Annotated in this window: 16 protein-coding genes; 4 read left to right on the top strand and 12 right to left on the bottom strand. The window is 54.8% G+C overall.

What is annotated here, in order from left to right:
• Positions 1 to 13: 13 nt before the first annotated feature.
• The 8 genes from ribF to rplU all read right to left on the bottom strand — a co-directional run bounded on the left by ribF (position 14) and on the right by rplU (position 7916).
• Complete coding sequence (gene ribF / locus ACXADJ_RS02100; protein WP_475062534.1) at positions 14 to 1015, bottom strand: bifunctional riboflavin kinase/FAD synthetase; 1002 nt, start codon at positions 1013 to 1015, stop codon at positions 14 to 16.
• A gap of 177 nt (positions 1016 to 1192) precedes the next feature.
• Positions 1193 to 2830: a murein biosynthesis integral membrane protein MurJ gene (murJ, locus tag ACXADJ_RS02095; protein WP_475062532.1), complete on the bottom strand. Its 1638-nt coding sequence runs from the start codon at positions 2828 to 2830 to the stop codon at positions 1193 to 1195.
• A gap of 176 nt (positions 2831 to 3006) precedes the next feature.
• On the bottom strand, positions 3007 to 3273 hold the full coding sequence (gene rpsT / locus ACXADJ_RS02090) for a 30S ribosomal protein S20 (protein ID WP_028293410.1): 267 nt from the start codon (positions 3271 to 3273) through the stop codon (positions 3007 to 3009).
• A 152-nt stretch (positions 3274 to 3425) separates the two neighbouring features.
• Positions 3426 to 4265: a 3-deoxy-8-phosphooctulonate synthase gene (kdsA, locus tag ACXADJ_RS02085; protein ID WP_475062529.1), complete on the bottom strand. Its 840-nt coding sequence runs from the start codon at positions 4263 to 4265 to the stop codon at positions 3426 to 3428.
• A gap of 412 nt (positions 4266 to 4677) precedes the next feature.
• Positions 4678 to 5823 carry a glutamate 5-kinase gene (gene proB / locus ACXADJ_RS02080; RefSeq protein WP_475062527.1) on the bottom strand — a complete coding sequence of 382 codons (1146 nt, stop codon included), beginning with the start codon at positions 5821 to 5823 and terminating at the stop codon, positions 4678 to 4680.
• A 136-nt stretch (positions 5824 to 5959) separates the two neighbouring features.
• Complete coding sequence (gene cgtA, locus ACXADJ_RS02075) at positions 5960 to 7156, bottom strand: Obg family GTPase CgtA (RefSeq protein ID WP_475062525.1); 1197 nt, start codon at positions 7154 to 7156, stop codon at positions 5960 to 5962.
• 104 nt (positions 7157 to 7260) lie between these two features.
• A complete protein-coding gene (gene rpmA / locus ACXADJ_RS02070; protein WP_028293406.1) occupies positions 7261 to 7518 on the bottom strand; it encodes a 50S ribosomal protein L27 in 258 nt (85 codons plus the stop codon).
• 86 nt (positions 7519 to 7604) lie between these two features.
• A complete protein-coding gene (gene rplU, locus ACXADJ_RS02065; RefSeq protein ID WP_028293405.1) occupies positions 7605 to 7916 on the bottom strand; it encodes a 50S ribosomal protein L21 in 312 nt (103 codons plus the stop codon).
• Between the two features lie 323 nt (positions 7917 to 8239).
• Between rplU and ACXADJ_RS02060 the strand changes: the two genes are divergently transcribed.
• The 4 genes from ACXADJ_RS02060 (at position 8240) to ACXADJ_RS02045 (ending at position 12075) form a co-directional block, all read left to right on the top strand.
• Positions 8240 to 9208 (top strand): polyprenyl synthetase family protein, encoded by a 969-nt coding sequence (locus ACXADJ_RS02060; protein WP_475068098.1) that lies wholly within the window; start codon positions 8240 to 8242, stop codon positions 9206 to 9208.
• A gap of 40 nt (positions 9209 to 9248) precedes the next feature.
• Complete coding sequence (dsbD, locus tag ACXADJ_RS02055; RefSeq protein ID WP_475062522.1) at positions 9249 to 11189, top strand: protein-disulfide reductase DsbD; 1941 nt, start codon at positions 9249 to 9251, stop codon at positions 11187 to 11189.
• A gap of 110 nt (positions 11190 to 11299) precedes the next feature.
• Positions 11300 to 11731 (top strand): thioredoxin TrxC, encoded by a 432-nt coding sequence (gene trxC, locus ACXADJ_RS02050; protein ID WP_475062519.1) that lies wholly within the window; start codon positions 11300 to 11302, stop codon positions 11729 to 11731.
• 92 nt (positions 11732 to 11823) lie between these two features.
• Positions 11824 to 12075, top strand: coding sequence for an HP1242/YdcH family protein (locus tag ACXADJ_RS02045; protein WP_475062517.1), 252 nt, complete (start codon positions 11824 to 11826; stop codon positions 12073 to 12075).
• Between the two features lie 96 nt (positions 12076 to 12171).
• Here the strand turns inward: ACXADJ_RS02045 and lipA are convergent, their stop codons facing one another.
• From lipA to ACXADJ_RS02025, 4 genes are all read right to left on the bottom strand, one after another.
• Entirely contained in the window at positions 12172 to 13194 is a 1023-nt protein-coding gene (gene lipA, locus ACXADJ_RS02040; RefSeq protein WP_475062515.1) for a lipoyl synthase, read from the bottom strand.
• Positions 13195 to 13293: 99 nt separating this feature from the next.
• A complete protein-coding gene (gene lipB, locus ACXADJ_RS02035; RefSeq protein ID WP_028293401.1) occupies positions 13294 to 13935 on the bottom strand; it encodes a lipoyl(octanoyl) transferase LipB in 642 nt (213 codons plus the stop codon).
• Positions 13936 to 14238, bottom strand: coding sequence for a YbeD family protein (locus ACXADJ_RS02030; RefSeq protein ID WP_475062512.1), 303 nt, complete (start codon positions 14236 to 14238; stop codon positions 13936 to 13938). It abuts the gene before it with no gap.
• A 4-nt stretch (positions 14239 to 14242) separates the two neighbouring features.
• Positions 14243 to 15382: a D-alanyl-D-alanine carboxypeptidase family protein gene (locus ACXADJ_RS02025; RefSeq protein WP_475068096.1), complete on the bottom strand. Its 1140-nt coding sequence runs from the start codon at positions 15380 to 15382 to the stop codon at positions 14243 to 14245.
• Positions 15383 to 15612 lie beyond the last annotated feature (230 nt).

Raw genomic sequence — 15612 nt, 5'->3', positions numbered from 1 at the left:
TTCTGATGTTCGTTTATTCGGTTGGTCGTGCCGACGTCATCACACTGTGAGTGCGGCGTCCGATGGCACGAAAGGAATGAGGTAAGGAAGCAAAGTACCGTTTGGCCGCTACCTTATCGTCCTCGATGGCCTGTTTCAGTTCATCGAGGCTGTTGAATTTTTTCTCGTCACGGATCTTGTGCCAGAACGACACCGTCAGATGGTGGCCATAAAGGTCACCGCTGTAGCCGAACAAGTGCACTTCCAGTGACGGTTCCGGGATGTCTGTAATACTGGGCTTGTTGCCGACGTTGGCGACACCCAGAAATTCTTCACCGCTGTCTTCGTCGAAGGCCTGTACCGCAAACACCCCTTGAATGGGCAAACGATGACGCTTCAGCAAAATATTGGCGGTGGGAGTATTAATCGTGCGTCCCAACTGACGGCCATGAGCCACCCGGCCCGACATCGAATACGGTCGACCCAGCAGCTTTTCGACTTCCGTCAGACGGTTGTTTTCCAGCTCCTGACGCACCCGGGTGCTGGACACACGCTCGCCGGCCATCAAATAGGTAGAAGAATCTTCGACGTCGAAGCCGTGCTGTTTGCCCGCTTGTGCCAGCGCCTGATAATCACCTTTGCGGTCGCAACCAAAGCGGAAATCGTCGCCGACAATCAGGTGACGCACACCCAAGGCATCGACCAGTACCTGGTTAATAAACTCATTTGCCGACATGGAGCGCAGCGCCTGGTTAAACGGCAGGCACAGCACGTAATCGACATGGTCAGCGTCCAGGTCCATCAGTTTTTCGCGCAAATTGGCCAGCCGCGCTGGGGCCTTGTTGAGGGCAAAAAACTCCTTCGGTTGAGGCTCAAAGATCATCACCAGCGTCGGCAGCTTGTGAGAGTCAGCCACCCGGTGCAGCGCCTGCAGGATCGCCTGATGCCCCAGATGCAGGCCATCAAAATTCCCGATGGTTGCAGTACAACCGGAGAACTCAGCGGGAATATTGTGCAAACCGCGTAACAAACGCATGGGAACGATGGGTCCTTTTTAATCGGAAATCAGGAGCAAGCTCAAACCAAGGGGCGAGATTATAGCCAAGCCGCTGCTCAGGTAACAGCCAAAGCAGCGTTTGGTCGCGGGTTTCTTGCGAATTCCGGCGCAAACACACTGATGCATCAGGCCCATACCGCACCTGGGTGTCGTGGCTCAGTTGAAAAGTGAGCCTTTCAAGTGACGCGGCCGCAAGCCCGCCGCAATCAGCGTGACGGCGTAGGCCCCGGCTCCGGCAATCACCAGTATCGCCATATGCACAATGCGCTGGCTTGACGTCATATCCAGCCAGCCCGCGGCGTCACCCATCAGCCAATAGCTCAAGCCAACCATGACGCCATTGGCCAGTAACAACTTACAGCCAAAGCCAAACCAGCCGGCCTGATGCGACAGCACGCCCTCGCGGCGCAATACCCAGTACAGCATCACGGCATTGAAATATGAGGAAATCGCCGTCGCCATCGCCAGGCCAACATGGGCAAACGAGAACACCAGCAACAGGTTGAAAACCATGTTCACAACCATTGCCTGAATGCCAATTTTGACCGGGGTTTTGGTGTCCTGGCGGGCATAGAAACCCGGCGCCAACACCTTGATCAACATAAAGGCCAACAACCCGGACGCATAGGCTTGCAGGGCCACACTCATCTGCTCCACGTCATAGGCCGTCATTTCGCCGTGATAGAAAATGGTCGCCATCAGCGGTTTTGCCAATACCATCAGCGCCAGCGCTGCTGGCACCGCCAGCAACAGCACCATCCGCAGGGCCCAATCAAGGGTTTTGGCAAAGCTGCCGGTATCATTGGCAGCATGCTTGCTGGACAACGACGGCAAAATCACCACCCCGATCGCAATGGCAAAGATCCCCAGCGGCAGGTTGTTCAGGCGATCGGCGTAGTACAGCCAGCTGACACTGCCACTTTCCAGAAAAGACGCCAGCACGGTATCCAACAGCAGGTTGATCTGACTGACTGACACCCCGAACAAGGCCGGAATCATCAGTTTTACAATCCGCTGAACGCCTTCGTCCTTGCGGTCGTACACCGGCATCACCAGCAAGCGCAAGCGCAACAAAAACGGCAGTTGGAACAACAGCTGAATCAAACCAGCAAAGAACACACCCCAGGCCAGCGCAAACAGAGGTTCATCAAACCAGTCGGTAGCAAACAAGGTGACGCTGATCAGCGTGACGTTCAGCAATACCGGCGTAAACGCCGGCACAGCGAAACGGCCGTAACTGTTCAACACGCCGGCAGCAAAGGCCGTCAGGGCAATAAACAACAAATAAGGAAAGGTAATGCGCAACAGGTCGCCGGTAAGGGCGAACTTGGCCGGGTCCTGGGCAAAACCTGGCGCAAACAACCAGGGCAAATAATCGGCAAACAACAAGGCCACAACCGTCAGACCAAGGATCGACAATCCCAGCGCCCCGGATACCCGCGACACCAGCATTTGCACATCTGCCAATGTGCGCTGGGTGCGGTATTCACTCAGCACCGGCACAAAGGCGACGGAAAACGCTCCTTCCGCAAACAACCGGCGGAAAAAATTCGGAATCTTAAACGCAACCAAGAACGGATCGATGCGAGTACCAAAGTACTGCGCCACCACCACATCACGCACCAAGCCCAACACCCGGCTCAACAAGGTCAGTACACTGACAATGGACGATGACTTCAGCAGGCTGCCGCCCGATGACGGGGCTTTTGCCGCCTTGTTCGTTGTATTGTCTGTCGCCTGCTCTGTTTCCGTGTTGGCGGATTCCCCGGCGTTATCCGGTTTCCCTGTCGTCATTGTTTGCTCTCGTTCGCTTTTCGTTAGCCCTTTCAGCTGTCCTGGCCCTTAGCTGTCTTGACCTTTAAGTGCTTTGGCCCTTCAGGTCTATGGAATGGTACACGGCCTGTTTCAGGCAGACACAAAAAAACCCGCACTGCGAACAGGGCGGGCTTTTTTTGGCGTCCCGGAAAGAATTAACCTTTCAGAGATACAACCTTGGAGTTCAGACGGCTCTTGGTACGTGCAGCAGTGTTCTTGTGCAGGATACCCTTGTTAACCATCTTGTCGATGTAAGGCTGTGCTTTAACCAGAGCAGCTTGTGCCTGATCGTATTCACCAGTGGCTACAGCAGCGTGTACTTTCTTGATGTAAGTGCGCACCATGGAACGCAGAGCTACGGTACGAGCACGACGCTTGATAGCCTGACGGGCGCGTTTACGAGAACCAGCAGAATTTGCCACAGTCGGCTCCTCAAAATTGGGTTCGTTTTGATAAAGGCGCCAGACAAAATGCAGGCCACCTGAGAAATAGGGCCGAGATTATCCCGACCCATTCATCAACTGTCAAGCACTAGCACCAATCAAATCGGCGTCCGGCGTCGACAGCCAATCGATCAGTCGATCACAACCTTATCGAATGACTTGACCAGCTCATCCACGGCTTTCATCTGGGCCAGGTACGGCTCCAGCTTGTCCAGCGGCAGTGCACATGGGCCGTCACACTTGGCTTCATTCGGGTTTGGATGCGCCTCAATAAACAGACCACCCAAGCCCAACGCCATACCGGAGCGCGCCAGTTCAAAGGCCTGCTGACGACGACCACCGGCAGAATCGGTACGACCGCCCGGACGCTGCAAGGCGTGAGTAGCATCAAAGACCACCGGCGCCATCACTTTCATGTCGTCCATACCCAACATATCAACCACCAGGTTGTTGTAGCCGAAAGAAGAACCACGCTCGCACAGCATCACGCGCTCGTTACCAGCTTCGGCAAACTTCTTGATGATATGCCGCATCTCGTGCGGTGCCAGGAACTGTGGCTTTTTGACGTTGATTGCAGCGCCGGTTTCAGCCATCGCAACCACCAGATCGGTCTGACGGGCCAGGAAGGCAGGCAGCTGAATCACGTCAACCACCTCGGCAACCGGAGCGGCCTGGTAAGGTTCATGAACGTCGGTGATGATTGGCACATTGAAGGTCGATTTGATCTCTTCAAAGATCTTCAAACCTTCTTCCATGCCCGGGCCGCGGTAGGACGTTACGGAAGAACGATTGGCCTTGTCGAACGATGCCTTGAACACGTACGGAATGCCCAGCTTGCTGGTCACTTCAACGTAGGTTTCACAAATTTTCATCGCCAGATCACGGCTTTCCAGCACGTTCATACCGCCAAACAGAGTGAACGGCTTGTTGTTGCTGACGTCCAGTTCACCAACCTTTACGGATTCAATCATCGTCGTCCTCAGAGATTCCAAAAATAAAAACAGCCCATCAGATGCATTGAACACCCAACAGGCTGTCGGAGTATAAGTTATTCCAGCAGTGGCTCAAACTCTGCACAGCTCTCGGCTCTGGCTTCCTGCTTCGCCCTACCTCCTGCATCCATGCAGTCGTGCGCGAGTCCTACAGGTTGTCATTGGCTCTCTACAACAACCCCGCGGCGAATGCAGCGGAATGACGAGTCCTTCCAAATTCGCCAACACCGTTCTGGCGGGCTGCAGGCCGCGCCCTACGGGGATGGCAGGGCACTGCTGACTCTGCGTCGCTGATTTTTGACTTGACCCGCCAGGCCTGCAAATCAGCTTCGTGATTCAGCGTCGCCCTGTCATCCAGAGCGGGCACTGAGTTATTCAGAGGGTCCCTAGCCTACATCATCACCAGATTGTCGCGATGGATCATTTCAGGCTCAGACACCACACCCAATGCGGCTTCCAGACCAGAGCTCGGTGTGCGGAGGATTTTGACGGCCTCAGAGCGGGAATAGTTCACCAACCCCTTGGCAATCAGCTTGCCATGGGCATCACGACAGGCAACCACTTCACCACGCTCAAAACGACCATTCACCGCCGTCACACCAATCGGCAACAGACTCTTGTGGCCATCTTTCAACGCTCGCACTGCGCCATCATCCAGAATCAGCTCACCACGCACCTGCAAGTGACCGGCAATCCACTGCTTGCGCGCCGCCACCGGGTGCTGGTCCGCCAGCATCAAGGTGCCAATCAGCTCGCCATTGCGCAGTCGGGTAAGCACATCATCAATGCGACCACCAACAATCACGGTATCCGCTCCGGAACGCGCTGCCAACGTCGCCGCACGAATCTTGGTCGTCATACCACCACGCCCCAAACGGCCACCGCCACCGGCCATATCGGCATATTGCGGATCAGAAGCCCGCCCCTCCAGTACTAACTCAGCGTCAGGATTGGAGCGCGGATCAGCGGTAAACAGGCCATCCTGATCAGTCAGAATCACCAAAACATCCGCCTCAATCAGATTGGCTACCAGAGCACCCAGAGTGTCGTTGTCACCAAAGCAGATTTCGTCCGTCACCACGGTGTCGTTTTCGTTGACGATTGGCACCACACCGTAACGCATCAAGGTACGCAGCGTGCCACGGGCATTCAGGTAACGGGTACGGTTGCTAAGGTCATCATGAGTAAGCAGCACTTGTGCAGTGGCTCGCTGATGCTTGCCAAACGCGGTTTCGTAGGCCTGCACCAAACCCATCTGACCAACCGCCGCAGCGGCCTGTAACTGATGCACCTCATCCGGTCGTTCGGGCCATCCCAATTTGGTCATACCAGCGGCAATGGAGCCGGATGAAACCAGGACGATTTCATGCCCCTGCTGCTGCAACTGTGCCATCTGATCGACCCAGGATTGCATACCTTCGATATTCAATCCCTGGCCATCATTGGTCAGCAAGGCACTGCCAATTTTGATCACCCAGCGCTTCTTTCTGGCAAGGCGCTGTCTGTTTTGTCGGTACTGATCGACTGCGGATGTCATTGAATGGTGAGTTCCCAAAACCCTGATTGCGGGAAAGCCTGTCATGTCAGGCCGATTAGCGGACCGGTAAATACCGGCAGTTTAGCCAAAAGCAATCAGCCCCGCGATGCGGGGCTGATGCACAAAACTGCTGAAATCAATCGCGAACGTATACTACTTCGACATCGTAGTCGTCGTCATCGTCTTCCGACGTGGCGCGACGCGCAGCGCGCTCGGCACGGCGAATTTCTTCCAGCTCTTCAATACGCTCACGGGCTTCAACTTCCACCTGCTCGCGCTCGTCCAGCAACTGCTGGGCAAACTCTTCATCTTCCAGCGCACGCTCACGGCGCTCTTCGATGTATTCCTGAATGTCGCAGCTCAACTGGAAGGTGCCTTCACGGTTGAGTGCAGAAATCCGGTACACCGGACCTTCCCAGCCCAGCTTGTCGATGATTTTCTGACAGGCTTCTTCGCGCTCGTCTTCTGGCAACATATCCAGCTTGTTCAGCACCAGCCAGCGGTCACGCTGACCCAGAGCCGGAGAGAAGTGCTCCAGCTCATCAGCAATCGCAGTGACACAGTCTGCCGGATCGGCATCATCCAGCGGTGCCATATCAACAATGTGCAGCATCAGATGGGTACGCACCAGGTGCTTGAGGAAGCGAACCCCAAGACCAGCACCTTCAGATGCGCCTGGAATCAATCCCGGAATATCAGCCACCACAAACGAGCGATGCTGTTCGATGGATACCACACCCAGATTTGGCACCAGCGTTGTGAACGGGTAATCCGCCACTTTTGGCTTGGCCGCCGATACCGCACGGATAAAGGTTGACTTACCGGCATTTGGCAAACCCAACAAGCCAACATCCGCCAACACCTTCAGCTCCAGCTTCAGGTTACGGGACTCGCCCGGCTGGCCAGGTTTGGTCTGGCGTGGCGCCTGGTTCACACTCGACTTATAACGAGTGTTACCCAAACCATGGTAACCGCCATGAGCCACCATCAGGCGCTGACCAATTTCGGTCAGATCGCCCAGCGTTTCACCGGTATCTTCATCAATCGCAGTAGTGCCAACCGGCACTTTCAGAACAACGTCTGAACCCTTGGCACCCGTACAGTTACGGCTGGAACCAGCCTCACCGTTTTGCGCACGGTAACGGCGGGTATAGCGGAAATCGATCAATGTGTTGATGTTCTCGTCGGCTTCGAGGTAGACGGAACCACCGTCACCACCATCACCACCGTCGGGACCACCCTTCGGGATAAATTTCTCGCGACGAAAGCTACAACAGCCATTGCCGCCTTTTCCCGCTTCAACAGAGATTCGCGCTTCGTCAACGAACTTCATTTACAACCCCTGAAAACAAACAAAAACGCCCCAACTGCGAACAGCCAGGGCGCTTTGTCGTTATTTTTTTAAATAACGGCGTCTACTGACTGATAAAAGTCAGCTTACGCAGGAACAACGCTAACGGTCTTACGGTTGTTAGGACCTTTAACCTCGAACTTCACTACACCTTCAACGGTAGCGAACAGAGTGTGGTCACGACCAACGCGAACGTTGTCACCAGCGTGAGTAGCAGTACCACGCTGACGAATGATGATGGCGCCTGCTTTGGCAACCTGGCCGCCGTACAGCTTGACGCCAAGGCGTTTGCTTTCGGAATCGCGACCGTTACGAGTAGAACCTACCGCTTTTTTATGTGCCATGGAATAGCTCCTCTGCAAAGGGTTCTGGCCGCCCCGGGGCGTTTCAAAAACCAGATCCCTTGTAGTTAATCTTTAAAGAATTCGGATTAGCCAGCGATGCTGGTGATCTTCAGCTCGGTGAACCACTGACGGTGACCAGCTTGCTTCATGTGGTGCTTACGACGCTTGAACTTCATGATCTTCACTTTCTTGTGACGACCGTGAGTAACGACTTCAGCAGTCACTTTAGCGCCTTCAACAACAGGAGCGCCAATCTTAACGTCATCGCCGTTACCAATCAGCAGAACCTTGTCCAGTTCAACGGCTTCGCCAGTAGCCACTTCCAGTTTCTCAACTTTCAGGGTCTGACCTTCTTCTACACGGTATTGCTTACCGCCAGTTGCTACTACAGCGTACATAATGTTCTCCGCTTTTTCGAAATACCAGGGGACGAATTCAACCCTGATGACTGTCCGATTCGGCTACTTGGCGTATGATCTGGCTTGCCGATGGCAACGATCATGACGAACCTGCTTCTACTGGGAACGCTCTGGTTACCATATGGCAGGGAGCACAAATTCGGGGCGCGAGACTATACCCCAGCACGCTAACCGTTGCAAGCCAATGAAATAAGCTGTTTCTTGACAGTAACGGCCCCGCTCCATAGGATTTGCGGCAATTTTTCAGGGACCACAACACCATGCCTGCTTCACTTGATTTGCCTGCCGACATGACACCCGCTATGTCACTCAATGACGTACTGGAACTGGTACAACGCGATTTTTCTGCCGTCGACAGCCTGATCAACGAACAACTGGAATCCCGCGTACCGCTGGTTGAAAAGATCGCCGACTACATCGTCAACAGCGGCGGCAAACGCGTGCGTCCATTAATGGTATTGCTGGCTTCCCAGGCGCTGGGCAAATGCGACGAAGGCGCGGTAAAACTGGCTGCCATTATCGAATTCCTGCACACCGCTACCCTGCTGCACGACGACGTGGTCGACACCTCCGACATGCGCCGCGGCAAGCCAACGTCCAACGCCAAGTGGGGCAATGCGCCATCGGTACTGGTCGGCGACTTCCTGTACAGCCGCTCGTTCCAGATGCTGGTTGAACTGGGCAATCTCAAGGTGATGCACATTCTGTCTGGCACCACCTGCATCATTGCCGAAGGCGAAGTGATGCAACTGACCAACGTCAAGAACCCCAACATCACCGAAGAACAGTATTACACTGTGATTCAGGGCAAAACCGCACAGTTGTTTGAAGCTTCCACTCACGGTGCCGCGGCACTACTGGAAGCACCGGAAGAGATTCAGGAAGCCCTGCGCCAGTACGGTAAAGAACTGGGACTGGCGTTCCAGCTGATCGATGACGTTCTGGATTACGAAGGCGATGCCGCCGAACTGGGTAAAAACGTCGGCGACGACCTCGCCGAAGGCAAACCCACCCTGCCACTGATTCACGCCATGGCGCACGCTGACGAAGCCGGTCGAAAACTGGTTCGTCAGGCGATTCGCAAAGGTGGTCTGGACATCATGGACGAGGTCATGGCCGTGGTAAATGCGACCGGTTCGATGGAATACACCCGCCAACAGGCCTATAACTGCGTCCACCGGGCCGAACAGCAACTGGAACTTTTGCCCGATTCTGAGGCCAAAGAAGCCTTGCGCGCCCTGGCACGCATTGCGGTCAGCCGTACCAACTGATTCGCCGGGTTGTCGGCGCATAACGAGATTGGAGTACACCATGCGTCAGAGAACCCTTGAAACGGTTTCTGCACATGCCTTTTGGCCGCTCAGCGCGAGCCCAACCATCAATAGTGTTCTAGCCACCCTGGCAACGCTACTATGCCTGCTGTTTGCATCACAGACACATGCCGGTCTGTTTGATCAGGAGCCTGAATTCCTGCCAGTCGATCAGGCCTTCCCTCTGGACGTCCAAACCGACGGCGGCCTGCTGGTCGCCAACTGGAATACAGCCCCCGAGTATTACCTGTACCAGCACCGCATATTCCTGCAGCAAGACGGCCAGAAGTACCTGCCAAGCTACTTCTCCCTTGAGGGCAAACCCAAGTTCGATGAGGCTTTTGGCGACATCATTGCCTACTACGGCCCACTGGAAGTGCTGTTTCCGCTCGACAATCTGAAAGCCGGACCAGTGACCCTCAATTACCAAGGCTGTGCCGATGCAGGCTTGTGCTACCCACCTCAAAAAGTCGTCGTCGACCTTCAGTCTGCTGACATTGCAGCCGCCAAAGCCAATGCCGCTGCCAAGGCCAGCACAGCAAAAGCACAAACCAATAGCCAGGCCGACCCAGCCAGTAAAACCACCTCAAACACCAGCGATCAGAGCCGCAGCCCCCAGAACAGCGTGGATTCCAGCCCGCGAAATTCATGGTTTGAAGGTTCCATATGGACCACCATCGGACTGTTCTTTTTGCTTGGCATCGGCCTGACGTTTACGCCATGTGTACTGCCCATGATTCCCATCATGACCTCCGTCGTGATGGGGCAAAACCAGCAGATATCCGCCCGCCGAGGCTTTGTGTTATCGACCACCTATGTGCTCGGCATGGCCATTACCTATGCCGCTGCTGGCGTTGTTATGGGCCTGCTGGGCGCTGGGGCAAACATTCAGGCCTGGATGCAAACCCCGTGGGTACTGATACTGTTCGCAGCCTTGTTCGTACTGCTGTCACTGGCCATGTTCGGCATCTATGAACTGCAATTGCCCAGCGCCCTTCGCAACCGCCTGAACAACGCCAGCCAAAAACAATCCGGCGGCCATATCGCCAGCGTTTTCCTGATTGGTGTGCTATCCGCGCTGGTGGTTTCTCCGTGCGTATCCGCCCCTCTGGCCGGTGCACTGGTCTATCTCAGCACCACCGGCGATGTTCTGTTGGGCGGCGCTGCCTTACTGGCTCTGGGCCTTGGCATGGGCGTGCCGCTGATCGTTCTTGGTACGACGGGTGGCTCGATATTGCCAAAAGCTGGCGGCTGGATGGAACAGATCAAGGTGTTCTTTGGCATCCTGCTGCTCGGCGTCGCCATCTGGCTACTGAGCCGCATTTTGCCGGGGCCAATCGTCCTGTTGCTGTGGGGTGTTCTGACAGTCGTCTACGGCGTGGCACTGGGCGCTCTGGAGCCTGCCAGCGGCAAACAACGCGTCATCAAGGGCGCTGCCGTATTGCTACTGGTTTATGGCATAGCGGCTACATGGGGGGCCCTGCAAGGCAACCATGACCCGCTCAAGCCGCTGGGCAATACCATAAGCTATACCGGAAGCAACGCCGCTTTTGAGTCATATGGGAATACCCCACAAAACAGCGGGCAGTCACTGTTTTTCAAAACCGACTCAGTCGAGGATGTTAAGCGCCTGATCGACAACAGCCAGCAGCCAGTGATGCTAGATCTATACGCCGACTGGTGTATCAGCTGTAAAGTGATGGAAGACGAGATTTTTTCCCAGCCCGACGTGCAACAGCGGCTTTCGCACGTGCGCTGGGTGCAACTGGATGTCACCGACAACACCGACGAACAGATTGCCTTCCTGCAAAGCGTGGCAGTATTCGGACCTCCGACCATTCTGTTCTACGAAAACGGTGCCGAACTTGCGTCATTACGACTGGCAGGAGAAGCCAATAAAGCAGAATTCCTGCAACACATAAGCCCGCTCAGCCAACCCTGAGCGGCTTTGATTCCCATCCAGACCCACTCTGACAAAACCCTGCTGTGGCTTGAAAGCGGGTCGCCCCACCCCAACTTTAAGCTCCATACATCGTATTTATGGAGCATCCCATGCTGTACACCTGTCCATCCTGCGCCGCCATCAATCGCATTCCTGCAGACAAACAAAACCAGCAAGGCCAATGCGGCAAGTGCAAACAGGCACTCTTCAACAGCCAACCGAGCGAACTGAACGACGCCGACTTCCAGCGTTTTATCGACAAAAACGAACTGCCGGTACTGGTGGACTTCTGGGCTGAATGGTGCGGTCCATGCAAGATGATGGCACCCATCTTCAAGGAAGTTTGTGGTGATATGCAGCACCAACTGAGGTTTGCCAAAGTCGATACCGAGAAGGCCCAACTGGTCAGCCAGCGCTACGCCATTCGCAGCATCCCGACGTTGATTCTGTTCAAGGGTGGCAAAGAAGTAGACCGGCTGGCCGGCGCCTTGCCCGCACCTCAGCTGAAACAGTGGATTGCAACCGCCTTACAAAAAGCCTGACGCTTTATGACAAGATCAGCAGCCGTGACCTGAATCAAGCTGTCGAACAGATGTCCAAGATAGTCTGAAAGCAAATCGAACAGGAGGCTTCAATGAGCATTGAACCACATGATCTGCACCACGACTTTCCGGAATTCAACGAGCAAATCAGCGAGTTGAAAGTCAGTAACCGTCACTTCGCCAAACTGTTTGACGAATACACGGCGATCGACAAGGAAGTGCATCGTATCGAGGAGCAAAAAGAGGCAGCCTCAAACGCGACACTGGAACAACTGAAGCTAAATCGAGTGGCCCTGAAAGATGAGCTGTACGCCATGCTCAGCAAGGCCGCCACAACCGCCTGAGCGCTTCAGCGACCAGCACCACTCACCAGTAGCAGCCAATAAAAAACGGGACATCAGTCCCGTTTTCTAACCGTCCAATCCAGCATGAACTGACAATCAGCCAGAAGTAGCGATCAGATTGGCGTTTTCCGCTTTCTTCTTGTTGTGACCTTCCCAAACACCCGTCACTTCCTCACCAGCCGCCTGAGCGTCCGCATGGTAGGAAGAGCGAACCATTGGGCCAGAAGTCACACGGCTAAAGCCCATTTGCTTAGCGATATCACCCAGCTCCTTGAACTCTTCCGGGGTAACAAAGCGATCCACCCCCAGATGATCACGGCTTGGCTGCAAGTACTGACCCAGCGTGATGTGATCGATGTTATGGGCACGCATGTCCTTCATCACTTCAATCACTTCTTCGTTGGTTTCACCCAGGCCCAGCATCAGACCGGATTTGGTCACTACATCCGGACGACGCGCCTTGTACTCTTTCAGCAGCGTCAGAGACCACTGGTAGTCAGAGCCCGGACGGCTCTTCTTGTACAGGCTTGGAACAGTTTCCAGGTTGTGGTTGAACACGTCTGGCGGAGTCTGTTCAAGAATATCCAGCGCCACTTCCATACGACCACGGAAGTCCGGCACCAGTACTTCAATCTGGATGTTCGGGCTACGCTCGCGGGTTTCGGTGATGCAGTTGGCAAAGTGCTGGGCACCGCCATCACGCAGGTCATCACGATCAACTGAGGTAATCACCACGTAACGCAAGCCCATGTCGGCAATGGCAATTGCCAGGTTCTTCGGCTCATCCAGATCCAGCGGGTTCGGACGACCATGACCAACGTCACAGAAAGGACAACGGCGAGTACAGATGTCACCCATGATCATGAAGGTTGCGGTACCGCCACCAAAACACTCACCCAGGTTCGGGCAGCTGGCTTCTTCACACACGGTGTGCAGCTTGTGCTTGCGCAGCTTTTCCTTGATTTCAGCAATCTTCGGGGTAGCAGGGATACGGACCCGAATCCAGTCCGGTTTACGCGGCATTTCCTCGGTTGGAATTACCTTGATCGGAATACGCGCTACCTTGTCGGCACCACGGAGCTTTTGACCCTGAATGGTTTTTTGCTTTCTTTCTGTCATCGGTTACCCCTGCCTGACGAACCTCAGGATCACTGTGGCTCGAACACTAATTCGGATACTTTGAGAACGGAGCGGTAGCTCCGGACGGAATTGCGCGGATTATGCGCAAACCTCCGCTGTTTCGAAACCCAATTGCTTGATCAGCTGCTTTTCCAACTGCTCAGCAACGGCTTGCCAACTGGCCGCCTCTGGGTCTGTCGACTCATTTTTTACCTGAGTCATCTGTAGCCCGGCATAACCGCATGGGTTGATGCGCAGAAAAGGCTCCAGATCCATATCTATGTTGAGTGCCAGTCCGTGGAAGGTTTTGCCATTGCGGATACGCAGCCCCAGCGAGGCAATCTTGCGACCGTCAACGTAAACGCCCGGCGCGTCCGGTTTGGCGGCAGACTCAATGCCAAAATGCTTGAGCGCTTCAATGATGGAATCTTCCATTACAGTCACCAGCTGACGCGGGCCTATGCCCAGCCGTTTGATGTCCAGCAACAGATACACCACAAGCTGGCCGGGACCATGATAAGTCACCTGACCACCGCGATTGGTCTGCACCACCGGAATATCACCCGGCATCAGCACATGCTCGGCCTTGCCAGCTTGCCCCTGGGTAAACACCTTGGGATGCTGCAATACCCACAGTTCGTCAGGGGATGTCTCATCACGGTTTTCGGTGTAGTCGACCATCTGATCGTAAGTGGACTGATATTCCACCAGCCCAAGGCGACGAATTCGAGCGGTTGCCATTTACAGAACCATATGCACCAGTTGATGGCCCTTCAGCTGCTCATGCAGCGCCTTCAGCTGCGCTTCACCGGTCGCAGTGATGTATACCGTCATCGAGCGGAAATTGCCTTTTGAGCTGTCCCGAACCATCACCTTGGCATAATCAAAACCCGGTGCATGCACTTCAAAGATCTCCAGCATCAGGTCCTTGAAATCGTCCGCACCCTTGCCAACCACCTTGACCGGGTAGTTTTCACAAGGAAATTCAATTTTTGGTGCTTCCTGCTCCGCTACTTGCTTCCCGTCTGCGCCAATCAGTGCCATTTTGTTACCCCAGCAAACGCGCGAAGAATAGTTGAATCTGGCCCATCAGACGGCCAAAGAAACCGGCTTCCTCAACTGCATTCACAGCAATCAGAGGACGCTCGGCAATCAGTTCGCCGTCTTTCTTGACGGCCAGAGTGCCAATGGTTTCGCCAGCAGCAATCGGGGCTTCCAGATATTCATTGGTTTGCAGCTCGACACTCAGGTCACCGACCGTGCCGCGCGGGATTGTCAGGAACAAATCTTCCTGCAAGCCCAACTGAACCTGATCCTGCTCACCCAACCAAACCTTGCGCTGCTCCAGCACATCGCTGGCGCTGTAGAGCTTGTGGGTCTGGTAATAACGGAAACCGTACGCCAGCAGCTTTTGGGTTTCCTGCGCTCGCGCAGCGTCGCTACGGGTACCCATCACTACCGCAATCAGGCGCATGTCGTCACGCACAGCGGACGCCGCCAGACAGAAACCGGCAGCATCGGTATGGCCGGTTTTCAGACCATCTACCGACGGGTCACGCCACAGCAGCTTGTTGCGGTTTGGCTGACGAATGTCGTTGTATTCAAAGTACTTCTCGGAATACAGGCCGTAGTAATCCGGGTGATCGTTAATGATGTGCAACGCCAGCGTGGCAATATCATGGGCCGTGGAGTAGTGATCATCCGCAGGCCAACCAGTGGCGTTAACAAAATGACTGTTGGTCATGCCCATTTGCTGGGCGTACTGGTTCATCCATTCGGCGAAGGCGTCTTCCGAGCCAGCGAAGTATTCCGCTACGGCTACCGACGCATCGTTGCCGGACTGAATGATAATGCCGCGCAGCAAATCGATCAGCGGCACTTCGGTGCCCTCGCGCACGAACATCTTGGAACCGCCCTTACGCCACGCCTTGACACTGATTGGCACCAGCGTGTCGTCTGTGACATTGCCCTGCTCCAACTCGTGAGCCGCAATGTAACTGGTCAGCATCTTGGTCAGACTGGCTGGCGGCAGCTTCTCGTCGGCATTATGCTCGACCAGAATATCGCCACTCTGAGCGTCCATCAGAATATAGGCCTTGGCATCCAGATCAGGAGCACTTGGCACAATCACAGCTGCCGAAGAACAGGCAGCACCAAACATCAAAATCAAACTGGCAAATAAACGCATCGCTTTGAACATGTTACCGGTTGAATGAAAGCCGGGCATTGTAGCACCGGCTGTGGAATATTGCAGCGGCCGCTCTGCTGCGCCATCGGCATAATTCATAACGATCGAGCCGCCACGAATGACAAAATGCATGTCGCCGCTGTAACAGAATGGTCACGCAACCGTAATATTGGTAATTGAGAGCTCGTAACGGCCAGCAAGCCAGCACCACCGACAGATGACTCGTGAGC

It is taken from the genome of Oceanobacter sp. ABM4_470 (assembly GCF_056158645.1).
The sequence above is the reverse complement of the archived record's forward strand: the minus strand, read 5'-3'. Positions and strand labels throughout refer to the sequence as shown.

Coding starts and splice junctions, on each gene's coding strand:
- kdsA (WP_475062529.1), bottom strand. CDS start 4,265: ATGATTGAATCCGTAAAGGTTGGTGAACTGGACGTCAGCAACAACAAG.
- ACXADJ_RS02045 (WP_475062517.1), top strand. CDS start 11,824: ATGAGCATTGAACCACATGATCTGCACCACGACTTTCCGGAATTCAAC.
- ACXADJ_RS02060 (WP_475068098.1), top strand. CDS start 8,240: ATGTCACTCAATGACGTACTGGAACTGGTACAACGCGATTTTTCTGCC.
- rpmA (WP_028293406.1), bottom strand. CDS start 7,518: ATGGCACATAAAAAAGCGGTAGGTTCTACTCGTAACGGTCGCGATTCC.
- lipB (WP_028293401.1), bottom strand. CDS start 13,935: ATGGCAACCGCTCGAATTCGTCGCCTTGGGCTGGTGGAATATCAGTCC.
- lipA (WP_475062515.1), bottom strand. CDS start 13,194: ATGACAGAAAGAAAGCAAAAAACCATTCAGGGTCAAAAGCTCCGTGGT.
- ACXADJ_RS02030 (WP_475062512.1), bottom strand. CDS start 14,238: ATGGCACTGATTGGCGCAGACGGGAAGCAAGTAGCGGAGCAGGAAGCA.
- ribF (WP_475062534.1), bottom strand. CDS start 1,015: ATGCGTTTGTTACGCGGTTTGCACAATATTCCCGCTGAGTTCTCCGGT.
- trxC (WP_475062519.1), top strand. CDS start 11,300: ATGCTGTACACCTGTCCATCCTGCGCCGCCATCAATCGCATTCCTGCA.
- murJ (WP_475062532.1), bottom strand. CDS start 2,830: ATGACGACAGGGAAACCGGATAACGCCGGGGAATCCGCCAACACGGAA.
- cgtA (WP_475062525.1), bottom strand. CDS start 7,156: ATGAAGTTCGTTGACGAAGCGCGAATCTCTGTTGAAGCGGGAAAAGGC.
- ACXADJ_RS02025 (WP_475068096.1), bottom strand. CDS start 15,382: ATGCGTTTATTTGCCAGTTTGATTTTGATGTTTGGTGCTGCCTGTTCT.
- proB (WP_475062527.1), bottom strand. CDS start 5,823: ATGACATCCGCAGTCGATCAGTACCGACAAAACAGACAGCGCCTTGCC.
- rplU (WP_028293405.1), bottom strand. CDS start 7,916: ATGTACGCTGTAGTAGCAACTGGCGGTAAGCAATACCGTGTAGAAGAA.
- dsbD (WP_475062522.1), top strand. CDS start 9,249: ATGCGTCAGAGAACCCTTGAAACGGTTTCTGCACATGCCTTTTGGCCG.